The following is a 16,483-nucleotide window of genomic DNA, read 5'->3' as shown; positions in this document are numbered from 1 at the left end:
CTCTGGAGCGGCGGGGAACGGCGGGCACCCCGTGAAAAAGCGGGAACCCACCGAGCGGGGTTCCCGCCACGCCACGTACAGCGCAGAACACTACGAGCGGTGCGGTGCCCGGGTAATGCAGCAACCTTGCGCGTCCCCGCACGATCGTTGCGTTCGCCGGGGCGCGGCGCGTGTTCGTTGCGCGGGGGTCGTTGAAACGTTCCGACAACGGCGCCGACCCGGTCGTCGTCCCTGGTCAGCGGTGTCCCCGGGGGGCGCTCCGCAGCGCCCGGGCGACGGGCGCACCACCGCGGACGCCGGAACGCCGTGCGGCCCCGGACCGTCCCGGCGAGGGGAGGGCCCGGGGCCGCGGGAACGATTCGGCGCTCAGCTCCAGCTGGCGTGCAGCGGCTTGCCCTCGGCGTATCCGGCGGCGCTCTGGACGCCGACGATGGCCTTGTCGGCGAACTCCTCCAGGGAGCCGGCACCGGCGTAGGTGCACGAGGAGCGGACACCGGCGATGATCGAGTCGATCAGGTCCTCGACGCCCGGGCGGGTCGGGTCGAGGAACATCCGGGAGGTGGAGATGCCCTCCTCGAACAGTGCCTTGCGGGCCCGGTCGTAGGCCGACTCCTCCGAGGTGCGGTTGCGCACCGCGCGGGCGGAGGCCATGCCGAACGACTCCTTGTAGGGGCGGCCGTTGGCGTCGTGCTGGAGGTCGCCCGGGGACTCGTAGGTGCCCGCGAACCAGGAGCCGACCATCACGTTGGACGCGCCGGCCGCGAGGGCCATCGCCACGTCACGCGGGTGGCGGATGCCGCCGTCGGCCCACACGTGCTTGCCGTACTTCTTCGCCTCGGCGGCGCACTCCAGGACGGCGGAGAACTGCGGCCGGCCGACGCCGGTCATCATGCGGGTGGTGCACATGGCGCCGGGGCCCACGCCGACCTTGACGATGTCGGCGCCCGCCTCGATCAGGTCGCGCACGCCCTCGGCGGAGACGATGTTGCCCGCGACGATCGGGACCCGCGGGTCGAGGTCGCGCACCAGCTTGACCGCGCTGATCATCGACTCCTGGTGGCCGTGCGCGGTGTCGATGACGAGGGTGTCCACGCCCGCGTCCAGCAGCTGCTTCGCCTTGCCGGCCACGTCGCCGTTGATGCCGACGGCGGCGGCGATGCGCAGCCTGCCGTTCGCGTCCACGGCCGGGGTGTACAGGGTGGCGCGCAGGGCGCCCTTGCGGGTGAGGATGCCGGCCAGGCGGCCGTCCTGGTCCACGGCGGGCGCGTAGCGGCGGTTGGCGGCGTCGAGGGTGTTGAAGGCCTCGCGCGGGTCCACGTCGGCGTCGATGAGGATCAGGTCCTTGGACATGACCTCCTCGAGCTGAGTGAAGCGGTCCACGCCGGTCAGGTCGGCGTCGGTGACCACACCCACCGGCCTGTTGTCCTCGTCGACGACGACACCGGCGTTGTGCGCCCGCTTGGGCAGCAGGGACAGCGCGTCGGCGACGGTCTGGTGCGGGGCCAGCACGATCGGGGTGTCCAGGACGTGGTGGCGGCTCTTCACCCAGGTGACGACGTCGGTGACGACCTCGATCGGGATGTCCTGCGGGATGACCACGAGGCCACCGCGCCGGGCCACCGTCTCGGCCATCCGGCGGCCGGCGATGGCGGTCATGTTGGCGACGACCAGCGGGATGGTGGTGCCCGTGCCGTCCGGGGAGCCGAGGTCCACGCCCTGCCGGGAGCCGACGGCGGAGCGGCTCGGCACCATGAACACGTCGTCGTACGTCAGGTCGTACGAGGGCTGGATGTCATTCAGGAAACGCACGTGCTGCACATCCCAGTCGATCAGAGGTGGCCCCCGGACAGGTCAGCCAGGGGGAAAGAGCACGTACTTCATTCTCCCATGGCCGGTGGCCGATAACCCCCGGTCGGATCATCCAGGCTGCTCGGCGACCTCCTTGGAGGATCCTCCAGGGCCGAGGGTCACGAAGAGCCCCGGACCACGGTCGGTCGCCTCCGCGAAGACCTCCTCGGCGACGGCCCACTCGTCCGGCCGCGCCTCGGCGTACGCCCGCCAGCCCCGTACGACGAGGACCAGCCCCCGCTCCGCCGCCTCCCCGGGCCAGACCGAGGGGTCGGCCAGGGAGTCGGCGAGCGCGTCCCAGTTCCGGCCGAACCATTCGGGCAGGGCCAGGTCACGGGCGCAGCGGTCCATCAGGCCCGCCTTGTCCGTGACCCCGTCGAGGTCCAGCGTGACCACGAGCCGCCCCGCGGGGTCCTCGGTCATCTCGCACCCTTCCTTCCGCCCTGACCGGCTGTCAGACGCCGTCCGGGTCCGTCCGGTTGAGCGTCGACTTCGGCGCGGAGCCCGTCGTCATCAGATAGTCCGCGGCCGACGTGTCCGTCACCAGGCTGGTGACCAGCCCGGAGCGCAGCACCGCGTCGATCGCCGCCGCCTTGCGCTGACCGCCCGCGATCGCCACGACCTCGGGGATGCGGCGGAGCTGGTCGGCCTTGACCGTGATGCACCGCTCCCCCAGGTCCCGCCCGACCCGGCGCCCCTCGGCGTCGAAGAGGTGCGCGGACATCTCGGCGGCGACGCCGAGCGAGGCGTAGTGCGCGCGCTCCTCGTCGCTGAGCATGTCGTGCACCGTCGAGATGCCCGGCTCCCAGGAGCCGATGGAGACGCAGGCGACCGTGACCTTGTCGAAGTACTCGAAGGCCCGGGCGATCCCGGTCTGGTGGCGCAGCGCCTCGGCGGTGGCCGCGTCCGGCAGCAGCATCGGCGCGTAGATGGGGTGGGCGTCGCCGCCCGACACCTGGGCCGCGCGGCGCACCGCCTCGACGGAACCGCGCTCGGCGGTCCCGGCGTCGTACACGCCCGTCAGCTGCACCACCGTGCACGGCGGCAGCCGGTCCAGGGCCGCCGCCATGTGGATGGTGGAACGGCCCCAGGCCAGGCCCAGCACATCGCCCTCGTTGACCAGCTCGCCCAGCAGGTCGGCGGCCACCTCGCCCAGGTTCTCCGGGTCGGGGGTCTCCTCGGCGTCGGCCGGGGACTCCACGACGACGGCGTGCCTGAGGCCGTAGCGGGCCCGCAGGGCGTCGGAGCGCTCCGCGTCCAGCTCGGCCGGCACCCGGATCTCGATTCGTACAAGGTCCCGCTCGAGGGCGGTCTCCAGGACCCGGGCCACCTTGAAGCGGCTGACGCCGAACTCCTCGGCGATCTGGATCTTGGATTTGCCCTCGAGGTAGAAGCGGCGGGCCATGGCCGCCGCCTGGACCAGCTCAGCGGGTCCCATCCGCATGGCTGAACGGCCCGCCGACATACCCGACACGGCGATCTCCTCACTGCTGTTCACACTCTGGATACGCCGTTCATCCTTGCAGATTCGGCGCACTTGATCAGCCCTGATGGGAGCCGTTCACGTTCTGTTCCTCAGTGGTCGCACGCCCAGGACGCCTTGGCGGTCGCCGCCTCGGCCTGCGTGCGCAGTGCACGTACCGCCTCGGCCGGGTCGGATGCCCCGTACACGGCGGAACCCGCGACGAAGACGTCCGCGCCGGCTTCGGCGCACCGCTCGATCGTCGACGCCGACACCCCGCCGTCGACCTGGAGCCACAGCTCCAGTCCATGCTTCTTGATCAGCTCACGCGTGCGCCGGATCTTCGGGAGCATGATGTCGAGGAACGCCTGCCCCCCGAAGCCCGGCTCAACCGTCATGACCAGCAGCATGTCCAGCTCGGGCAGCAGATCCTCGTACGGCTCGATCGGCGTCGCGGGCTTCAGCGCCATGGACGCGCGGGCGCCCTTGGCCCGGATCTCCCGGGCGAGCCGCACCGGCGCGGCGGCCGCCTCGACGTGGAAGGTGACCGACCCCGCGCCCGCCTCCACGTACTGCGGCGCCCACCGGTCCGGGGCCTCGATCATCAGGTGGCAGTCCAGCGGGGTGTCCGTCGCCCGGGCCAGCGACTCCACGACCGGCACGCCGAGCGTGAGGTTGGGGACGAAATGGTTGTCCATGACGTCGACGTGGAGCCAGTCGGCTCCCTCCACCGCCTTGGCCTCGTCCGCGAGGCGGGCGAAGTCGGCGGACAGGATGCTGGGGTTGATCTGCGCGGCCATGCCCCAAGACTGCCATGCCCCGTGGGGGTGGGGGGCATCGGTCCCGGACGAGGCGGCCACCCGCGCGGGTCCCGCCTCCCGTCCGGACCGTTCAGGCGGTCCGGCGGATCAGGGCCAGGTACATCGCGTCGGTGCCGTGCAGGTGCGGCCAGAGCTGGATGTCGGGGCCGTCGCCCAGGTCCGGCACGCCGGGGAGCAGCGGGCGGGCGTCGAGCAGCTCGGTGTCCGGGTGCCGCTTGAGTGCGTCGGCGACCACGGCCCGGGTCTCGGCGAGGTGGGGTGAACAGGTCGCGTACCCGACGACGCCGCCCACCCGTACCGCCTCCAGGGCGCTGCTCAGCAGCCCGCGCTGGAGCGGGGCGAAGCCGTCCAGGTCCTCGGGGCGGCGCCGCCAGCGCGCTTCGGGGCGGCGGCGCAGGGCGCCGAGCCCGGTGCACGGCACGTCGACCAGGACGCGGTCGAAGCTGCCGGGCCGCCACGCCGGACGGGTGCCGTCCGCGGTGATCACCTGGTACGGACCCGGGTTGCCGTCCAGTGCCTTGGCCACGAGTCCGGCCCGGTGCGGCTGCTTCTCCGAGGCGAGCAGGAAGGCGCCCCGCTGGGCGGCCAGCGCCCCGAGGAGCGCCGCCTTGCCGCCCGGTCCGGCGCACCCGTCCAGCCAGCGGCGGTCCGGTCCGTCCAAGGGTGCGTTCGCCAGGGCGAGCGCGACGAGCTGGCTGCCCTCGTCCTGGACGCCGGCCCGGTTCTCCCGCACGGCCTCGACGGCCCCGGGCTCGCCGCCCTCGCTCAGTCGCACGGCGTACGGCGACCAGCGGCCGGGCACCGCTGCCTCCTCGCCGAGCAGTTCGTCGGTCGTGGCGCGTCCCGGCCGGGCGACCAGCGTCACCTCGGGCCGCTCGTTGTCCGCGGCCAGCAGCTGCTCGATGCCCGCCCGGCCGCCGCCGAGCGAGTCCCACAGCGCGGAGACGACCCAGCGCGGATGCGCGTGCACGACGGCGAGGTGGTCCTCGGGGTCCTCCTCGTAGGGCGGGGCGACCCGCTCCAGCCAGCCGTCGAGGTCGTCCCGCGCGACCTTGCGCAGCACGGCGTTGACGAACTTGGCCCGCCCGTCACCGAGCACGACCCGCGCCAGCTCCACGGAGGCCGACACGGCGGCGTGGCTGGGGATGCGGGTGCCGAGCAGCTGGTGGGCGCCGAGGCTGAGCACGTCCAGCACGGGCGGGTCGACCTCCCGCAGCGGCCGGTCGACGCAGGCGGCGATGATCGCGTCGTAGGTCCCCTGGCGGCGCAGCGTCCCGTAGACCAGCTCGGTGGCGAGCGCCGCGTCCCGGGCGTCGAACCCGTCGTCCTTCTCCCGCGCCTTGCGCAGCAGCGGCGGCAGGACGAGGTTGGCGTACGCGTCCCGCTCGTCCACGGCCCTGAGCGCCTCGAAGGCGAGGAGGCGGACGGGGTCCTTCTGGGGCCTGCGGTAGGGCTTGCCGGACTTGCGGGGACGGCGGGGCTGCTCGCTCACGAAAAGGTGCTCCGGGTGTGGGATGAATAGCGTCCACCAGCGTACGTCGGGCCGGTGGACGGTGGCGCGGAGGCCGAGGTCAGCCGCCGAGCGACTCGCCCTCGGCGATGCGCACCCCGCGCGCCCAGTCGGCGGCCCGCATCGGCTTCTTGCCCTGGGGCTGCACCCACAGCAGCTCGACGGCGTACGAGCCGGTGCCGACGTACACGTTGTTCTTGCCGGCGGCCAGCTGCCCGGGGGCCAGGTCGGTCCGGTCGGCCACGGGCACGGCCTGCACGAGCTTGAGACGCTCGCCCCGGAAGGTGGTCCAGGCGCCGGGGGCCGGGGTGCAGCCGCGCACCACCCGGTCCACGCGCAGCGCCGGGGCCGCCCAGTCGATCCGGGCGTCCTCGACGGTGATCTTCGGGGCCAGGGTGACGCCGTCGGCCGGCTGCGGCACCGCCTCCAGGGTGCCGTCCGCGATGCCGTCCATGGTGGCCGCGAGCAGCCCGGCGCCGGCGAAGGCGAGCCGGGTCAGCAGGTCGCCGCTGGTGTCGGTGGGGCGGACGGTCTCGGTGACCGTGCCGTAGACGGGGCCGGAGTCGAGCCCCTCCTCGATCAGGAAGGTCGACGCGCCGGTGATCTCGTCGCCCGCCATCAGGGAGTGCTGCACGGGGGCGGCGCCGCGCCAGGCGGGCAGCAGTGAGAAGTGCAGGTTGACCCAGCCGCGGGTGGGCACGTCGAGGGCGACGCGGGGCAGCAGGGCTCCGTAGGCGACGACCGGGCAGCAGTCGGGCGCGATCTCGCGCAGCCGCTCCAGGAAGTCGGGGTCGCGCGGCTTCGCGGGCTTGAGCACCTCGATCCCGGCCTCCTGTGCCCGCTCGGCCACGGGAGAGGCGACCAGCCGGCGCCCGCGTCCGGCCGGAGCGTCGGGCCGCGTGACGACGGCGGCCACCTCGTGGCGCCCTGAGGCGATCAGGGCGTCCAGGGCGGGAACGGCGACCTCGGGGGTACCGGCGAAGACGAGCTTCATGGGTGGGACGGGCCTCTCGGGCGGGGGCGGATGCGGGCGACGCACCAGTCTACGAGGCCGGGGACGACCGGCACCGCCGACGGCGGCGCACCCCCGCGGCAGGGCCCGGCCTCCCGGCCGACCGGGGAGCGGCGGGGCGGGCGGGCGAGGAGGACACCGGCGGCGAGCCGGAGGCCGAGGCGCACGACCCGTCCGACCAGGCGCACGCATATGCCGCCACGCCCCCACCCCGTGACCAGCGGAGCGCCCACGCGTTGGTCAAGGAAGAGTTGACCACACCGGACCGCCCGCGCGGCCCGATCCCTTTCAACGCCGGTTCGAGAGGCTTGTTCATGGCCGACCACGCAACCCACGACGCCCAGGCTCGGGCCAGCCTGCACTTGCTGGTGCGGGACATCGAGCGGGTCCGCCGGCAGGTGGACGCACTGCGCACCCTCACCGCCCAGCTGGGCAACGTCTACCGTCCGCGCCGCTCCGGCCCCTCCACGGGCTTCGTCGTGTACGGACGCGCCCCCGCGCCGACCGTCCGTCTCGCCCAGGAGCTGCGGGACAGTGTCGAGACGCTGGTCACGGCCGCCGTGGACTTCGACCGCTCGCTCGGCTTCTCGTGGGACGCGGTGGGCTCCGCGCTCGGCGTCACCAAGCAGGCGGTGCACCGCCGCTACGGTTCCCGCCGCGCCGCGGCCCAGACCGCGCCCGCCGCCGAGACCCCCGAGCACGCGCCGGAGTCGGCGGGCGCCCGCACGGTCAACGTGGGCTCCGCCCTGCCCTCCGTGCCCACGGTCCCGGCCGCCCGGTCCATGCCGACCCAGCCGACCGCGGGCAGTCCGGCCCTGCGCGACGACGTCCGGCCGACCACCTTCCCCGGCCCGCGCAACGGCTGACCACGAACACCCGCCGACCCACCGCCCTGCGTCGCACTCCGGGGGCGGTGGGCCTCTTTCCGCCCTCCACGGACGGCGGACCTTCGTCCGCACTCCCCGGACGACAGGCCTTTGCCGCACTCCCCGGGCAGCAGGCCTCCACCCCCACTCCCCGGGCGGTAAGCCTCCGCCCGCACCCCCAGGCGGTAAGCCGCCATCTGCACTCCGCCGCCCGCCCGCCGCGCGCGACGGCGGGCCCTCGTCCACCCGGGCGCGTCTCACCCGATGTCGGGCGGATCGATCCGCACCCACACCGCCGTCTCGCTCCCCCGCGCCATCCGGGCCGCCTGAGCGGTCTTCAGCGCACCCGCCAGCACCGCGCCGCGTCCCGGTGGCACCCGGACCAGCGCCCGCTCCCAGTGCTCCCCCGGCGGCGGGTCGCCCACCCGTCGGGGGCGCCCCGCGGACGTGACCGGCAGCGGCACCGGGCCCAGCACCTCGGCCTCGGCCGGCAGCTCCACGGCACGCAGAAAACCGGCCACCGCGTCCGGCGGGCCCGCCACCGACGCCATCCGGGACACCGGCGGGAAGCCCAGCTCGGCCCGCTCGGCCAGCTCCCGCACCGCATGGCCGACGGGGTCCCAGCGCACCAGGGCCTGCACCGGCCGCAGGGTCGGCTCGGCGACCGCGACGACGGTGCCCCCGGCGCCCTGCGACCGCACCAGCGCGGCGGCGGCCAGCCAGCGCCGCAGCGCGTCCTCGCCGGCACGCAGATCGGCCCGTCCGAGCATCGCCCAGCCGTCGAGCAGCAGGGCCGCCGCGTAACCGCCCTCCGCGACGGGCTCGGCACCCGGTGTACTCACGACCAGGGCGGGAGCGTCGGACACGGTGTCCAGCACGTGCTCGCGCCCGGAGGTGCGCACGGGGACCGCCGGGAACGCCCGTCCCAGCTCCTCGGCCGTGCGCCGCGCCCCCACGACCTGTGCGCGCAGCCGGAACGCCCCGCACTCCGGACAGTGCCAGCCGCCCTCCTCGCGCCCGCACCACCCGCAGCGCAGCGCGGCGCCGGACTCCTGGCCCTCCAGCGGCCCGGAGCAGTGCCGGCACCGCGCGGGCGTACGGCAGGCGGCGCACGCCATCCTCGGCACGTAGCCCCGCCGGGGCACCTGCACGAGCACCGGTCCCTGCCGCAGTCCGTCCCGGACGACCTGCCAGGCGAGGGTCGGCAGCCGCGCGGCCCGGGCCGCCTCGTCGCGCGCCAGGTCCCCGTCGCCCACGGTCCGCACCAGCGGGGCGACGGACCGCACCTGCTCCCGCGCGGCGACCAGCGGCCGGGCCCAGCCGGTCTCCACGAGCTGGGCTGCCTCCACGGTGCAGCTCCAGGCCCCCAGCAGGAAGGCGCACCGGTCCTGGGCGGCACGCAGCAGCAGTACGTCACGCGCGTGCGGCTGCGGGGCGTGGGGCTCGCCGTGGCTGTCGTCGCCGTCGTCCCACAGGGCGACAAGACCCAGGTCCCGCACCGGCGCGAACATGGCCGCGCGCGTCCCGATGACGGCCCGGACCGAGCCCCGGCGCACCGCCAGCCACTGCGCGTACCGCTTCTCGGGCCCGGCGTCGGCGGTGAGCACCGCGTGCCGTCCCTCGCCGAGCAGGGCGGTCAGTGCCGCGTCGGCGCGGGCCACGGCCCGTCCGTCCGGCAGGACGACGAGCGCGCCGCGCCCGGAGGCCAGCGTCGCCGCGACGGCCCGGGCCAGCTCCTCGCTCCACTGCGGGCCGGGCAAGGCGTTCCACACCGCGCGCGGCGCGCCGCCGGAGGCGAGGGCCGCGACGAAGGCCGCTCCCTGCTCGTAGCGCGCCCAGGGGCCCGGGGCGGGCACCGGCGGCGGGGGCAGCGGGTCCGGTGAGGTCCGCTTCTCGGCACGCGCGTTGCGCGGGGGCACGGCGAGTTGCAGCACGTCGGCGAGGCTGCCCGCGTACCGGTCGGCGACCGCCCGCGCGAGTCCCAGCAGCTCCTCGTCGAGCACCCGCTCGGGCGACACGACCTGGGCCAGGGCGGCGAGGGGCCCCGCGTAGTCGGACTCGGCGAGCCGCTCGACCAGGAAGCCGTCGATGAGCCCGCCGCCCTCGCGCCGGCCGTCCCGCACCCGGTGGCGTCCGGCGCCGAAGCGCACCCGCACCCGCACACCGGGCTGGGCGTCGGCGTCCAGCTCCTCGGGGACGGCGTAGTCGAAGTACCGGTCGAGGTGGAGTACGCCCTTGTCGACGAGGACCCTGGCCACGGGCAGCTCCTTGGCGAGCGCCGCTCCGCGCCAGGTCCGCGGTTTGGCGCGGGGCGCCTTCGCCTGGCGCACGCTCTCCCGGATGAGCGCGAGCTGCTCGGGCGGCGCGTCCTCCGCGCCACCGCCCCCCGGTTCGTTCTCGCTGCTCACGCCTGCATTCTTACCAAAGTCCACTGACAACGAGGCCGGGCCCGGGTTCCCGCCCGTTCGCCGACCGCGGCCCGCCCCCACCATGGGCCACTCCGCCCCACCGGCCATCTCCGGTCCGCGAACGACGGGACCGGAGCCCTGGGGAGGCTGAGGGGTTGGATGCTGTGCAGTCGCGGACGCTCACGGGCGCGGACGCCTACCGCGCCCGCAGCCCGGGCACACCGAGGCCCGGTGCCCCCGCCGTGGGGGCACCGGGCCTCGCCGCGTAGCCGTCGGGCGGACGCGTTACAGCCCGGCCGCCTGCCGCAGCGCGTCCACGCGGTCCGTGCGCTCCCACGTGAAGTCGGGAAGCTCACGGCCGAAGTGGCCGTACGCGGCGGTCTGGGCGTAGATCGGGCGGAGCAGGTCGAGGTCGCGGATGATGGCGGCCGGGCGGAGGTCGAAGACCTCGTCGATCGCCTTCTCGATCTTCTCCGCGTCGACCTTGGCGGTGCCGAAGGTCTCCACGAACAGGCCGACCGGCTCGGCCTTGCCGATGGCGTAGGCGACCTGGACCTCGCAGCGGGCGGCGAGGCCCGCGGCGACCACGTTCTTGGCGACCCAGCGCATCGCGTACGCGGCGGAGCGGTCGACCTTGGACGGGTCCTTGCCCGAGAAGGCGCCGCCGCCGTGGCGGGCCATGCCGCCGTAGGTGTCGATGATGATCTTGCGGCCGGTCAGGCCGGCATCGCCCATCGGGCCGCCGATCTCGAAACGACCGGTGGGGTTGACCAGGAGGCGGTAGTTCTCCGTGTCGAGCTTGATGCCGTCGTCCAGCAGCGCCTTCAGCTCCGGCTCGACGACGAATTCCTTGATGTCGGGCGCGAGGAGCGATTCCAGGTCGATGTCGCTCGCGTGCTGCGACGAGACGACGACTGTGTCAAGTCGGACGGCCTTGTCGCCGTCGTACTCGATGGTGACCTGTGTCTTGCCGTCGGGACGCAGGTACGGGATCGTCCCGTTCTTGCGGACCTCGGACAGGCGCTTGGACAGCCGGTGCGCCAGGAAGACCGGCAGCGGCATCAGCGTCGGCGTCTCGTCGGACGCGTAGCCGAACATCAGGCCCTGGTCGCCGGCGCCCTGCCGGTCCAGCTCGTCCTCGTCGCCCTCGACCCGGTTCTCGTAGGCCGTGTCGACGCCCTGCGCGATGTCCGGGGACTGGGCGCCGATCGAGACCGAGACACCGCAGGAAGCGCCGTCGAAGCCCTTCTTCGAGGAGTCGTAGCCGATCTCCAGGATCTTGCCGCGGACCAGCGTGGCGATGTCCGCGTAGGCCTTGGTGGTGACCTCACCGGCCACGTGCACCAGACCGGTGGTGATCAGGGTTTCGACGGCGACCCGGGAGGTCGGGTCCTCACGCAGAAGCGCGTCGAGAATGGTGTCGCTGATCTGGTCAGCGATCTTGTCGGGGTGACCTTCGGTCACGGACTCCGAGGTGAAAAGGCGACGGGACACAACGCTCCCTGGGGTTGCAGCGGCTGCTGGCTGATCATTGGTGGACGGCACGGGGAGCTGCACCCGGCGACGTCCGAGAACAGTTTATCGGTCGCACTCGGCCGCAGACCCACCCGTCTCAGCTCTCGGGAGGGCTGTGACCTGCGGCACGGGCATTCTGCCCAGAACGAAGCGCCGATGGCCAGGGGCGCCACGCTCGAATGCGCGGGGTTCGCGAGGACCGCGGAACGAATGAGTCATTCAGCCGAGCCGTTCGGCCACGAGGTCCCACACGGTTTCGGCCAGCTCTTCCTTCGGACCGTGGGCCACCGGGGTCTCGGTGCCGTCGGCGCCGAGGACCACGGCCTCGTTCTCCTCGGAGCCGAAGGTCTTGCGCTCCCCCACCTCGTTCACCACGAGGAGGTCGCAGCCCTTGCGCTTCAGCTTGGCCCGTCCGTTGGCGAGGACGTCGTCGGTCTCGGCGGCGAAGCCGACGACCACCTGCCCCGGTCGGGCCCGGTCCGCGGCGATCTCCGCGAGGACGTCCGGGTTGCGCACCAGGGCGATCGGCGCGGGTTCCTGGTCGTCCTTCTTCTTGATCTTGCCGGTGGCGTACGTCGCCGGGCGGAAGTCCGCGACCGCCGCCGCCATGACCACGGCGTCGGCGTCCGCGGCGGCGGCGAGCATCGCCTCGCGCAGCTCGACGGCGGTGCCCACCGGGACCACGTCCACGCCGGCCGGGTCCGGCAGCGAGGCGTTGGCCGCGACCAGCGTGACGCGGGCGCCCCGGGCGGCGGCGGTACGGGCCAGGGCGTAGCCCTGCTTGCCCGAGGAGCGGTTACCGAGGAAGCGGACCGGGTCGAGGGGCTCGCGGGTGCCGCCGGCGCTCACGACCACGTGGCGGCCGGCGAGGTCGGGCCCGGTCACACCGCGGGCGAGGACCCGGCGGCACACCTCGAAGATCTCGCCCGGGTCGGGCAGCCGCCCCTTGCCGGTGTCGACGCCGGTGAGGCGGCCGACGGCGGGTTCGACGACGACGGCCCCGCGGCGGCGCAGCGTCGCCACGTTCTCCTGGGTGGCCGGGTGCTCCCACATCTCGGTGTGCATGGCGGGGGCGAAGACGACCGGGCAGCGGGCGGTGAGCAGCGTGTTGGTGAGGAGGTCGTCGGCGAGTCCGTGGGCGGCCTTGGCGAGCATGTCCGCGGTGGCCGGGGCGACGACGACCAGGTCGGCGTGCTGGCCGATGCGCACGTGCGGGACCTGGTGGACGTCGTCCCACACCTCGGTCGACACGGGGTTGCCCGAGAGGGCGGACCAGGTGGCGGCGCCGACGAAGTGCAGCGCGGAGGCGGTGGGGACGACCCGGACCTCGTGTCCCGACTCGGTGAACCTGCGCAGCAGCTCGCAGGCCTTGTAGGCGGCGATACCGCCGCTGACCCCCAGAACGACCTTGGGCTTGTCCACCGTCTCTCCCCGGCTCGGATAACGCGCTCGGACCACGCGTACGACCCATCACACACCACAGGCCCGACAGTCGGACTGCCGGGCCTGTGGAAAAGTCAGCGCGAGGCTGAAAACAGTACCGCCGGTGTTACTGCGCCGGGCCTTCGATGGCCTCGGAGGTCAGCAGCCCCGCGTTGATCTCGCGCAGCGCGATCGAGAGCGGCTTCTCGTGGACATGGGTGTCCACCAGCGGACCGACGTACTCGAGGAGGCCCTCGCCGAGCTGCGAGTAGTACGCGTTGATCTGGCGGGCCCGCTTGGCCGCGTAGATCACGAGGCTGTACTTCGAGTCCGTGGCCTCGAGGAGCTCGTCGATCGGCGGGTTGATGATGCCCTCGGGCGCGGAGATGGAAGAGGACACGCTCTACCTTCCGATGGATGGGAAAGATGAAGTCGGGATGATCACAGGGTGACCAGTACAGACTGACCAGTAACGATCACACGACGTTCGTCAAGGCTAGCAGCTCGCGGGCCACGTCCTCGACGGAGGTGTTGACCAGGGTCTCGTCGAACTCCGACTCGGCCGCCAGCTCCACCTTGGCCGCGGCGAGCCGGCGCTCGATCACCTCCGGCGGCTCGGTCCCCCGGCCGGTGAGCCTGCGCACCAGCTCCTCCCAGGAGGGCGGGGCCAGGAAGACCAGCTGGGCCTCCGGCATGGACTCGCGGACCTGCCGCGCGCCCTGGAGGTCGATCTCCAGGAGCACCGGCTCACCGGCCTCCAGGCGCTCCAGGACGGCCGTACGCGGTGTGCCGTAGCGGTTGCCGGCGAACTCGGCCCACTCCAGCAGCTCACCGTTGGCGATCAGCTTGTCCATCTCCTCGTCGGTGACGAAGAAGTAGTGGACGCCGTGCTGCTCGCCGGGGCGGGGCCGGCGGGTCGTCGCCGAGACCGACAGCCATACCTCGGGGTGTTCCTTGCGCATATGGGCGACGACCGTGCTCTTGCCGACCCCCGAGGGGCCGGAGAGCACGGTCAGCCGCGGACGTGCGTCCGGGGGTACGGGGGACGTCCCCCGGGGTGTTGCAGCCATGCAGCGATTATTCCAGCAATCCCGGAGTGGTCCGGACTCAGCTGCCGGTGCTGCCGAACTCGCGCTCCAGGGAGGCGATCTGGTTGGAACCGAGCCCGCGCACACGGCGGCTCTCGGAGATGCCCAGTCGCTCCATGATCTGCTTGGCACGGACCTTGCCCACGCCCGGCAGGGACTCGAGGAGGGCGGAGACCTTCATCTTGCCGATGACGTCGTTCTCCTGGCCCTGCTTGATGACCTCGTGGAGGGAGGCGCCGGAGTGCTTGAGTCGATTCTTGACCTCGGCCCGCTCCCGGCGAGCCGCGGCGGCCTTTTCGAGCGCGGCTGCGCGCTGTTCAGGGGTAAGGGGCGGAAGAGCCACGCCTACGTCACCTCGGATGTCGAACTGTCGGATACGGACCGGTGAGGAACCTAGTCGCCCCACACCTGGGGAGCCACGAGCAACACGCTCGCCCGTTGACTCTTCCCGGAGACTAGCGTCCAAGTCCTTCAGAGTCAGCGAGAACAGCGGAAAAGTCCTGGTCAGCCTCCGTCAGGACGGACATTCCTGACATACTGCCTCTGATTTGAGGATGTATCCAGGCTCAGGCGGTCGTGACCGCGCCACGGATCTCCTCCGCGAAGCGGTCCGCGGCCGTCCGCAAGGCGTCCACATCGGGGCCGTGACGGAGAACACCCCGGCTGACGTTGGGTACGACGTTGCGCGACGCGGCGCCGAAGACCCGCGGCAGGTCCGCGGGGGTGGCTCCCTGGGCGCCGATGCCCGGTGCCAGGAGGGGGCCGTTGATGTCCAGGTCGTACGACGACAGGTCGCCGAGGGTGGCGCCGACCACGGCGCCGAAGGAGCCGAGCGGCTCCTCGCCCGCGTTCTCGGCGGCCAGGTGCGCCAGCATCGTCGCCCCGACGCCCCGCCCGTCCGCACGCACCGCGTGCTGGACCTCGCCGCCCTCCGGGTTCGAGGTCAGCGCCAGGACGAACAGGCCCGCGCCGTTCTCGCGCGCCATGTCGACGGCCGGCTTCAGGGAGCCGTACCCGAGGTACGGCGAGACGGTCAGCGCGTCGGAGAACAGCGGGGCGTCCCTGTGCAGGAACGACTCGGCGTACGCGGCCATGGTCGAGCCGATGTCGCCGCGCTTGGCGTCCATGACGACCAGGGCGCCGGCCGCCCGGGCCTCCTCGACCGCCTTCTCCAGGACGGCGACGCCGCGCGAGCCGAAGCGCTCGAAGAAGGCGCTCTGCGGCTTGAGGACGGCCACCCGGTCGGCCACCGCCTCCACCACGGTGCGGCTGAAGCGCTCCAGGCCCGCCACGTCGTCGCCGAGACCCCACTCGGCGAGCAGGGAGGCGTGCGGGTCGATGCCGACGCACAGCGGGCCGCGCTCGTCCATCGCGCGGCGCAGCCGGGCGCCGAAGGGTTCGGGTACCGCCGTGCCGCTCATCGGGACTTCCTCACGTCGGCGCCGACCGCGTCGGCGAGGGTGGCGTACGGGCTCTGCCGCAGGCGCGCGGCGAGGCCCTTGTGGACGGCGCGGCCCCAGAAGGGCCCTTCGTAGATGAAGGCGCTGTAGCCCTGGACCAGCGTGGCGCCCGCCAGGATGCGCTGCCAGGCGTCCTCGGCGCTCTCGACGCCGCCGACGCCCACCAGGGTGATCCGGTCGCCCACGCGCGCGTAGAGGCGGCGCAACACCTCCAGGGACCGCTCCTTGAGGGGGGCGCCGGACAGACCGCCGGTCTCCCGGACGAGGACGGGCGAGGAGGTGAGGCCCAGCCCCTCGCGCGCGATGGTGGTGTTGGTGGCGATGATGCCGTCGAGGCCCAGCTCCACGGCCAGGTCGGCGACCGCGTCGACGTCCTCGTCGGCGAGGTCCGGCGCGATCTTGACCAGGAGGGGGACGCGCCGTGCGGTGACCGCGCGGTCGGCGGCCTCGCGGACGGCGCTCAGCAGCGGACGCAGATGGTCGACCGCCTGGAGGTTGCGCAGGCCCGGCGTGTTCGGCGACGACACGTTGACGACCAGGTAGTCGGCGTAGGGCGCCAGTCGTTCGGCCGACTTCACGTAGTCGCCGGCCGCCTCCTCCTCGGGCACGACCTTGGTCTTGCCGATGTTGACGCCGACGACCGTCCGGAAGACGGGCGTCCGGGAGGCCAGGCGGGCGGCCACGGCGAGCGAGCCGTCGTTGTTGAAGCCCATGCGGTTGATCAGGGCCCGGTCGCCGACCAGGCGGAACAGCCGCTTCTTGGGGTTGCCGGGCTGCGGCTCCCCCGTGACGGTGCCGATCTCGACGTGGTCGAAGCCGAGCATCGCCATCCCGTCGATGGCGACCGCGTTCTTGTCGAAGCCGGCGGCCAGCCCGAAGGGGCCGTGCATCCGCAGGCCGAAGGCCTCGGTGCGCAGTTCCTTGTACCGGGGGGCGAGCACGGCCGCGACGAAGGTGCGCAGGACGGGGACGCGGACGGCGAGGCGGATCCAGCGGAAGGCCAGGTGGTGGGCGGTCTCCGGGTCCATCCGTTTGAAGACCAGGCGGAAGAAGAGTTCGTACATCTCTCAG

Annotated in this window: 15 protein-coding genes; 1 reads left to right on the top strand and 14 read right to left on the bottom strand. The window is 73.3% G+C overall.

The window, feature by feature from the left end:
* Positions 1–366: 366 nt before the first annotated feature.
* The 6 genes from ACZ6EG_RS21660 to fmt form a co-directional block, all read right to left on the bottom strand.
* A complete protein-coding gene (locus tag ACZ6EG_RS21660; protein WP_391970351.1) occupies positions 367–1,809 on the bottom strand; it encodes a GuaB1 family IMP dehydrogenase-related protein in 1,443 nt (480 codons plus the stop codon).
* Between the two features lie 108 nt (positions 1,810–1,917).
* Positions 1,918–2,271: a barstar family protein gene (locus tag ACZ6EG_RS21655; RefSeq protein WP_391970350.1), complete on the bottom strand. Its 354-nt coding sequence runs from the start codon at positions 2,269–2,271 to the stop codon at positions 1,918–1,920.
* Between the two features lie 31 nt (positions 2,272–2,302).
* Positions 2,303–3,346: a sugar-binding transcriptional regulator gene (locus ACZ6EG_RS21650; RefSeq protein ID WP_391970349.1), complete on the bottom strand. Its 1,044-nt coding sequence runs from the start codon at positions 3,344–3,346 to the stop codon at positions 2,303–2,305.
* Positions 3,347–3,423: 77 nt separating this feature from the next.
* Complete coding sequence (rpe, locus tag ACZ6EG_RS21645) at positions 3,424–4,110, bottom strand: ribulose-phosphate 3-epimerase (RefSeq protein WP_356605642.1); 687 nt, start codon at positions 4,108–4,110, stop codon at positions 3,424–3,426.
* Positions 4,111–4,201: 91 nt separating this feature from the next.
* Positions 4,202–5,623, bottom strand: a complete 1,422-nt coding sequence (locus tag ACZ6EG_RS21640; protein ID WP_391970348.1) for an RsmB/NOP family class I SAM-dependent RNA methyltransferase — start codon at positions 5,621–5,623, stop codon at positions 4,202–4,204.
* Between the two features lie 79 nt (positions 5,624–5,702).
* On the bottom strand, positions 5,703–6,635 hold the full coding sequence (fmt, locus tag ACZ6EG_RS21635; RefSeq protein ID WP_391970347.1) for a methionyl-tRNA formyltransferase: 933 nt from the start codon (positions 6,633–6,635) through the stop codon (positions 5,703–5,705).
* Between the two features lie 332 nt (positions 6,636–6,967).
* Between fmt and ACZ6EG_RS21630 the strand changes: the two genes are divergently transcribed.
* Positions 6,968–7,519, top strand: a complete 552-nt coding sequence (locus ACZ6EG_RS21630) for a hypothetical protein (protein WP_391970346.1) — start codon at positions 6,968–6,970, stop codon at positions 7,517–7,519.
* 257 nt (positions 7,520–7,776) lie between these two features.
* Here the strand turns inward: ACZ6EG_RS21630 and ACZ6EG_RS21625 are convergent, their stop codons facing one another.
* The 8 genes from ACZ6EG_RS21625 to ACZ6EG_RS21590 form a co-directional block, all read right to left on the bottom strand.
* Positions 7,777–9,927: a primosomal protein N' gene (locus ACZ6EG_RS21625; protein ID WP_469606648.1), complete on the bottom strand. Its 2,151-nt coding sequence runs from the start codon at positions 9,925–9,927 to the stop codon at positions 7,777–7,779.
* Between the two features lie 285 nt (positions 9,928–10,212).
* Positions 10,213–11,421 (bottom strand): methionine adenosyltransferase, encoded by a 1,209-nt coding sequence (gene metK / locus ACZ6EG_RS21620; protein ID WP_384701521.1) that lies wholly within the window; start codon positions 11,419–11,421, stop codon positions 10,213–10,215.
* Positions 11,422–11,661: 240 nt separating this feature from the next.
* Positions 11,662–12,864 (bottom strand): bifunctional phosphopantothenoylcysteine decarboxylase/phosphopantothenate--cysteine ligase CoaBC, encoded by a 1,203-nt coding sequence (gene coaBC / locus ACZ6EG_RS21615; RefSeq protein WP_391970344.1) that lies wholly within the window; start codon positions 12,862–12,864, stop codon positions 11,662–11,664.
* A gap of 127 nt (positions 12,865–12,991) precedes the next feature.
* Positions 12,992–13,264, bottom strand: a complete 273-nt coding sequence (gene rpoZ, locus ACZ6EG_RS21610) for a DNA-directed RNA polymerase subunit omega (RefSeq protein ID WP_003977348.1) — start codon at positions 13,262–13,264, stop codon at positions 12,992–12,994.
* Between the two features lie 76 nt (positions 13,265–13,340).
* Entirely contained in the window at positions 13,341–13,934 is a 594-nt protein-coding gene (gmk, locus tag ACZ6EG_RS21605; protein WP_383649477.1) for a guanylate kinase, read from the bottom strand.
* Between the two features lie 37 nt (positions 13,935–13,971).
* Positions 13,972–14,295, bottom strand: coding sequence for an integration host factor (locus ACZ6EG_RS21600; RefSeq protein ID WP_003977346.1), 324 nt, complete (start codon positions 14,293–14,295; stop codon positions 13,972–13,974).
* Between the two features lie 223 nt (positions 14,296–14,518).
* Positions 14,519–15,373: an orotidine-5'-phosphate decarboxylase gene (gene pyrF, locus ACZ6EG_RS21595; protein WP_356605658.1), complete on the bottom strand. Its 855-nt coding sequence runs from the start codon at positions 15,371–15,373 to the stop codon at positions 14,519–14,521.
* Positions 15,370–16,476 carry a quinone-dependent dihydroorotate dehydrogenase gene (locus ACZ6EG_RS21590; protein ID WP_391970343.1) on the bottom strand — a complete coding sequence of 369 codons (1,107 nt, stop codon included), beginning with the start codon at positions 16,474–16,476 and terminating at the stop codon, positions 15,370–15,372. Before ACZ6EG_RS21590 ends, pyrF begins: the two co-directional genes overlap by 4 nt.
* Positions 16,477–16,483: the final 7 nt, after the last annotated feature.

The organism is Streptomyces sp. NPDC041968 (genome assembly GCF_055589025.1).
Note: the sequence above shows the minus strand (reverse complement) of the source record. Positions and strands in the feature narration are given on the sequence as shown.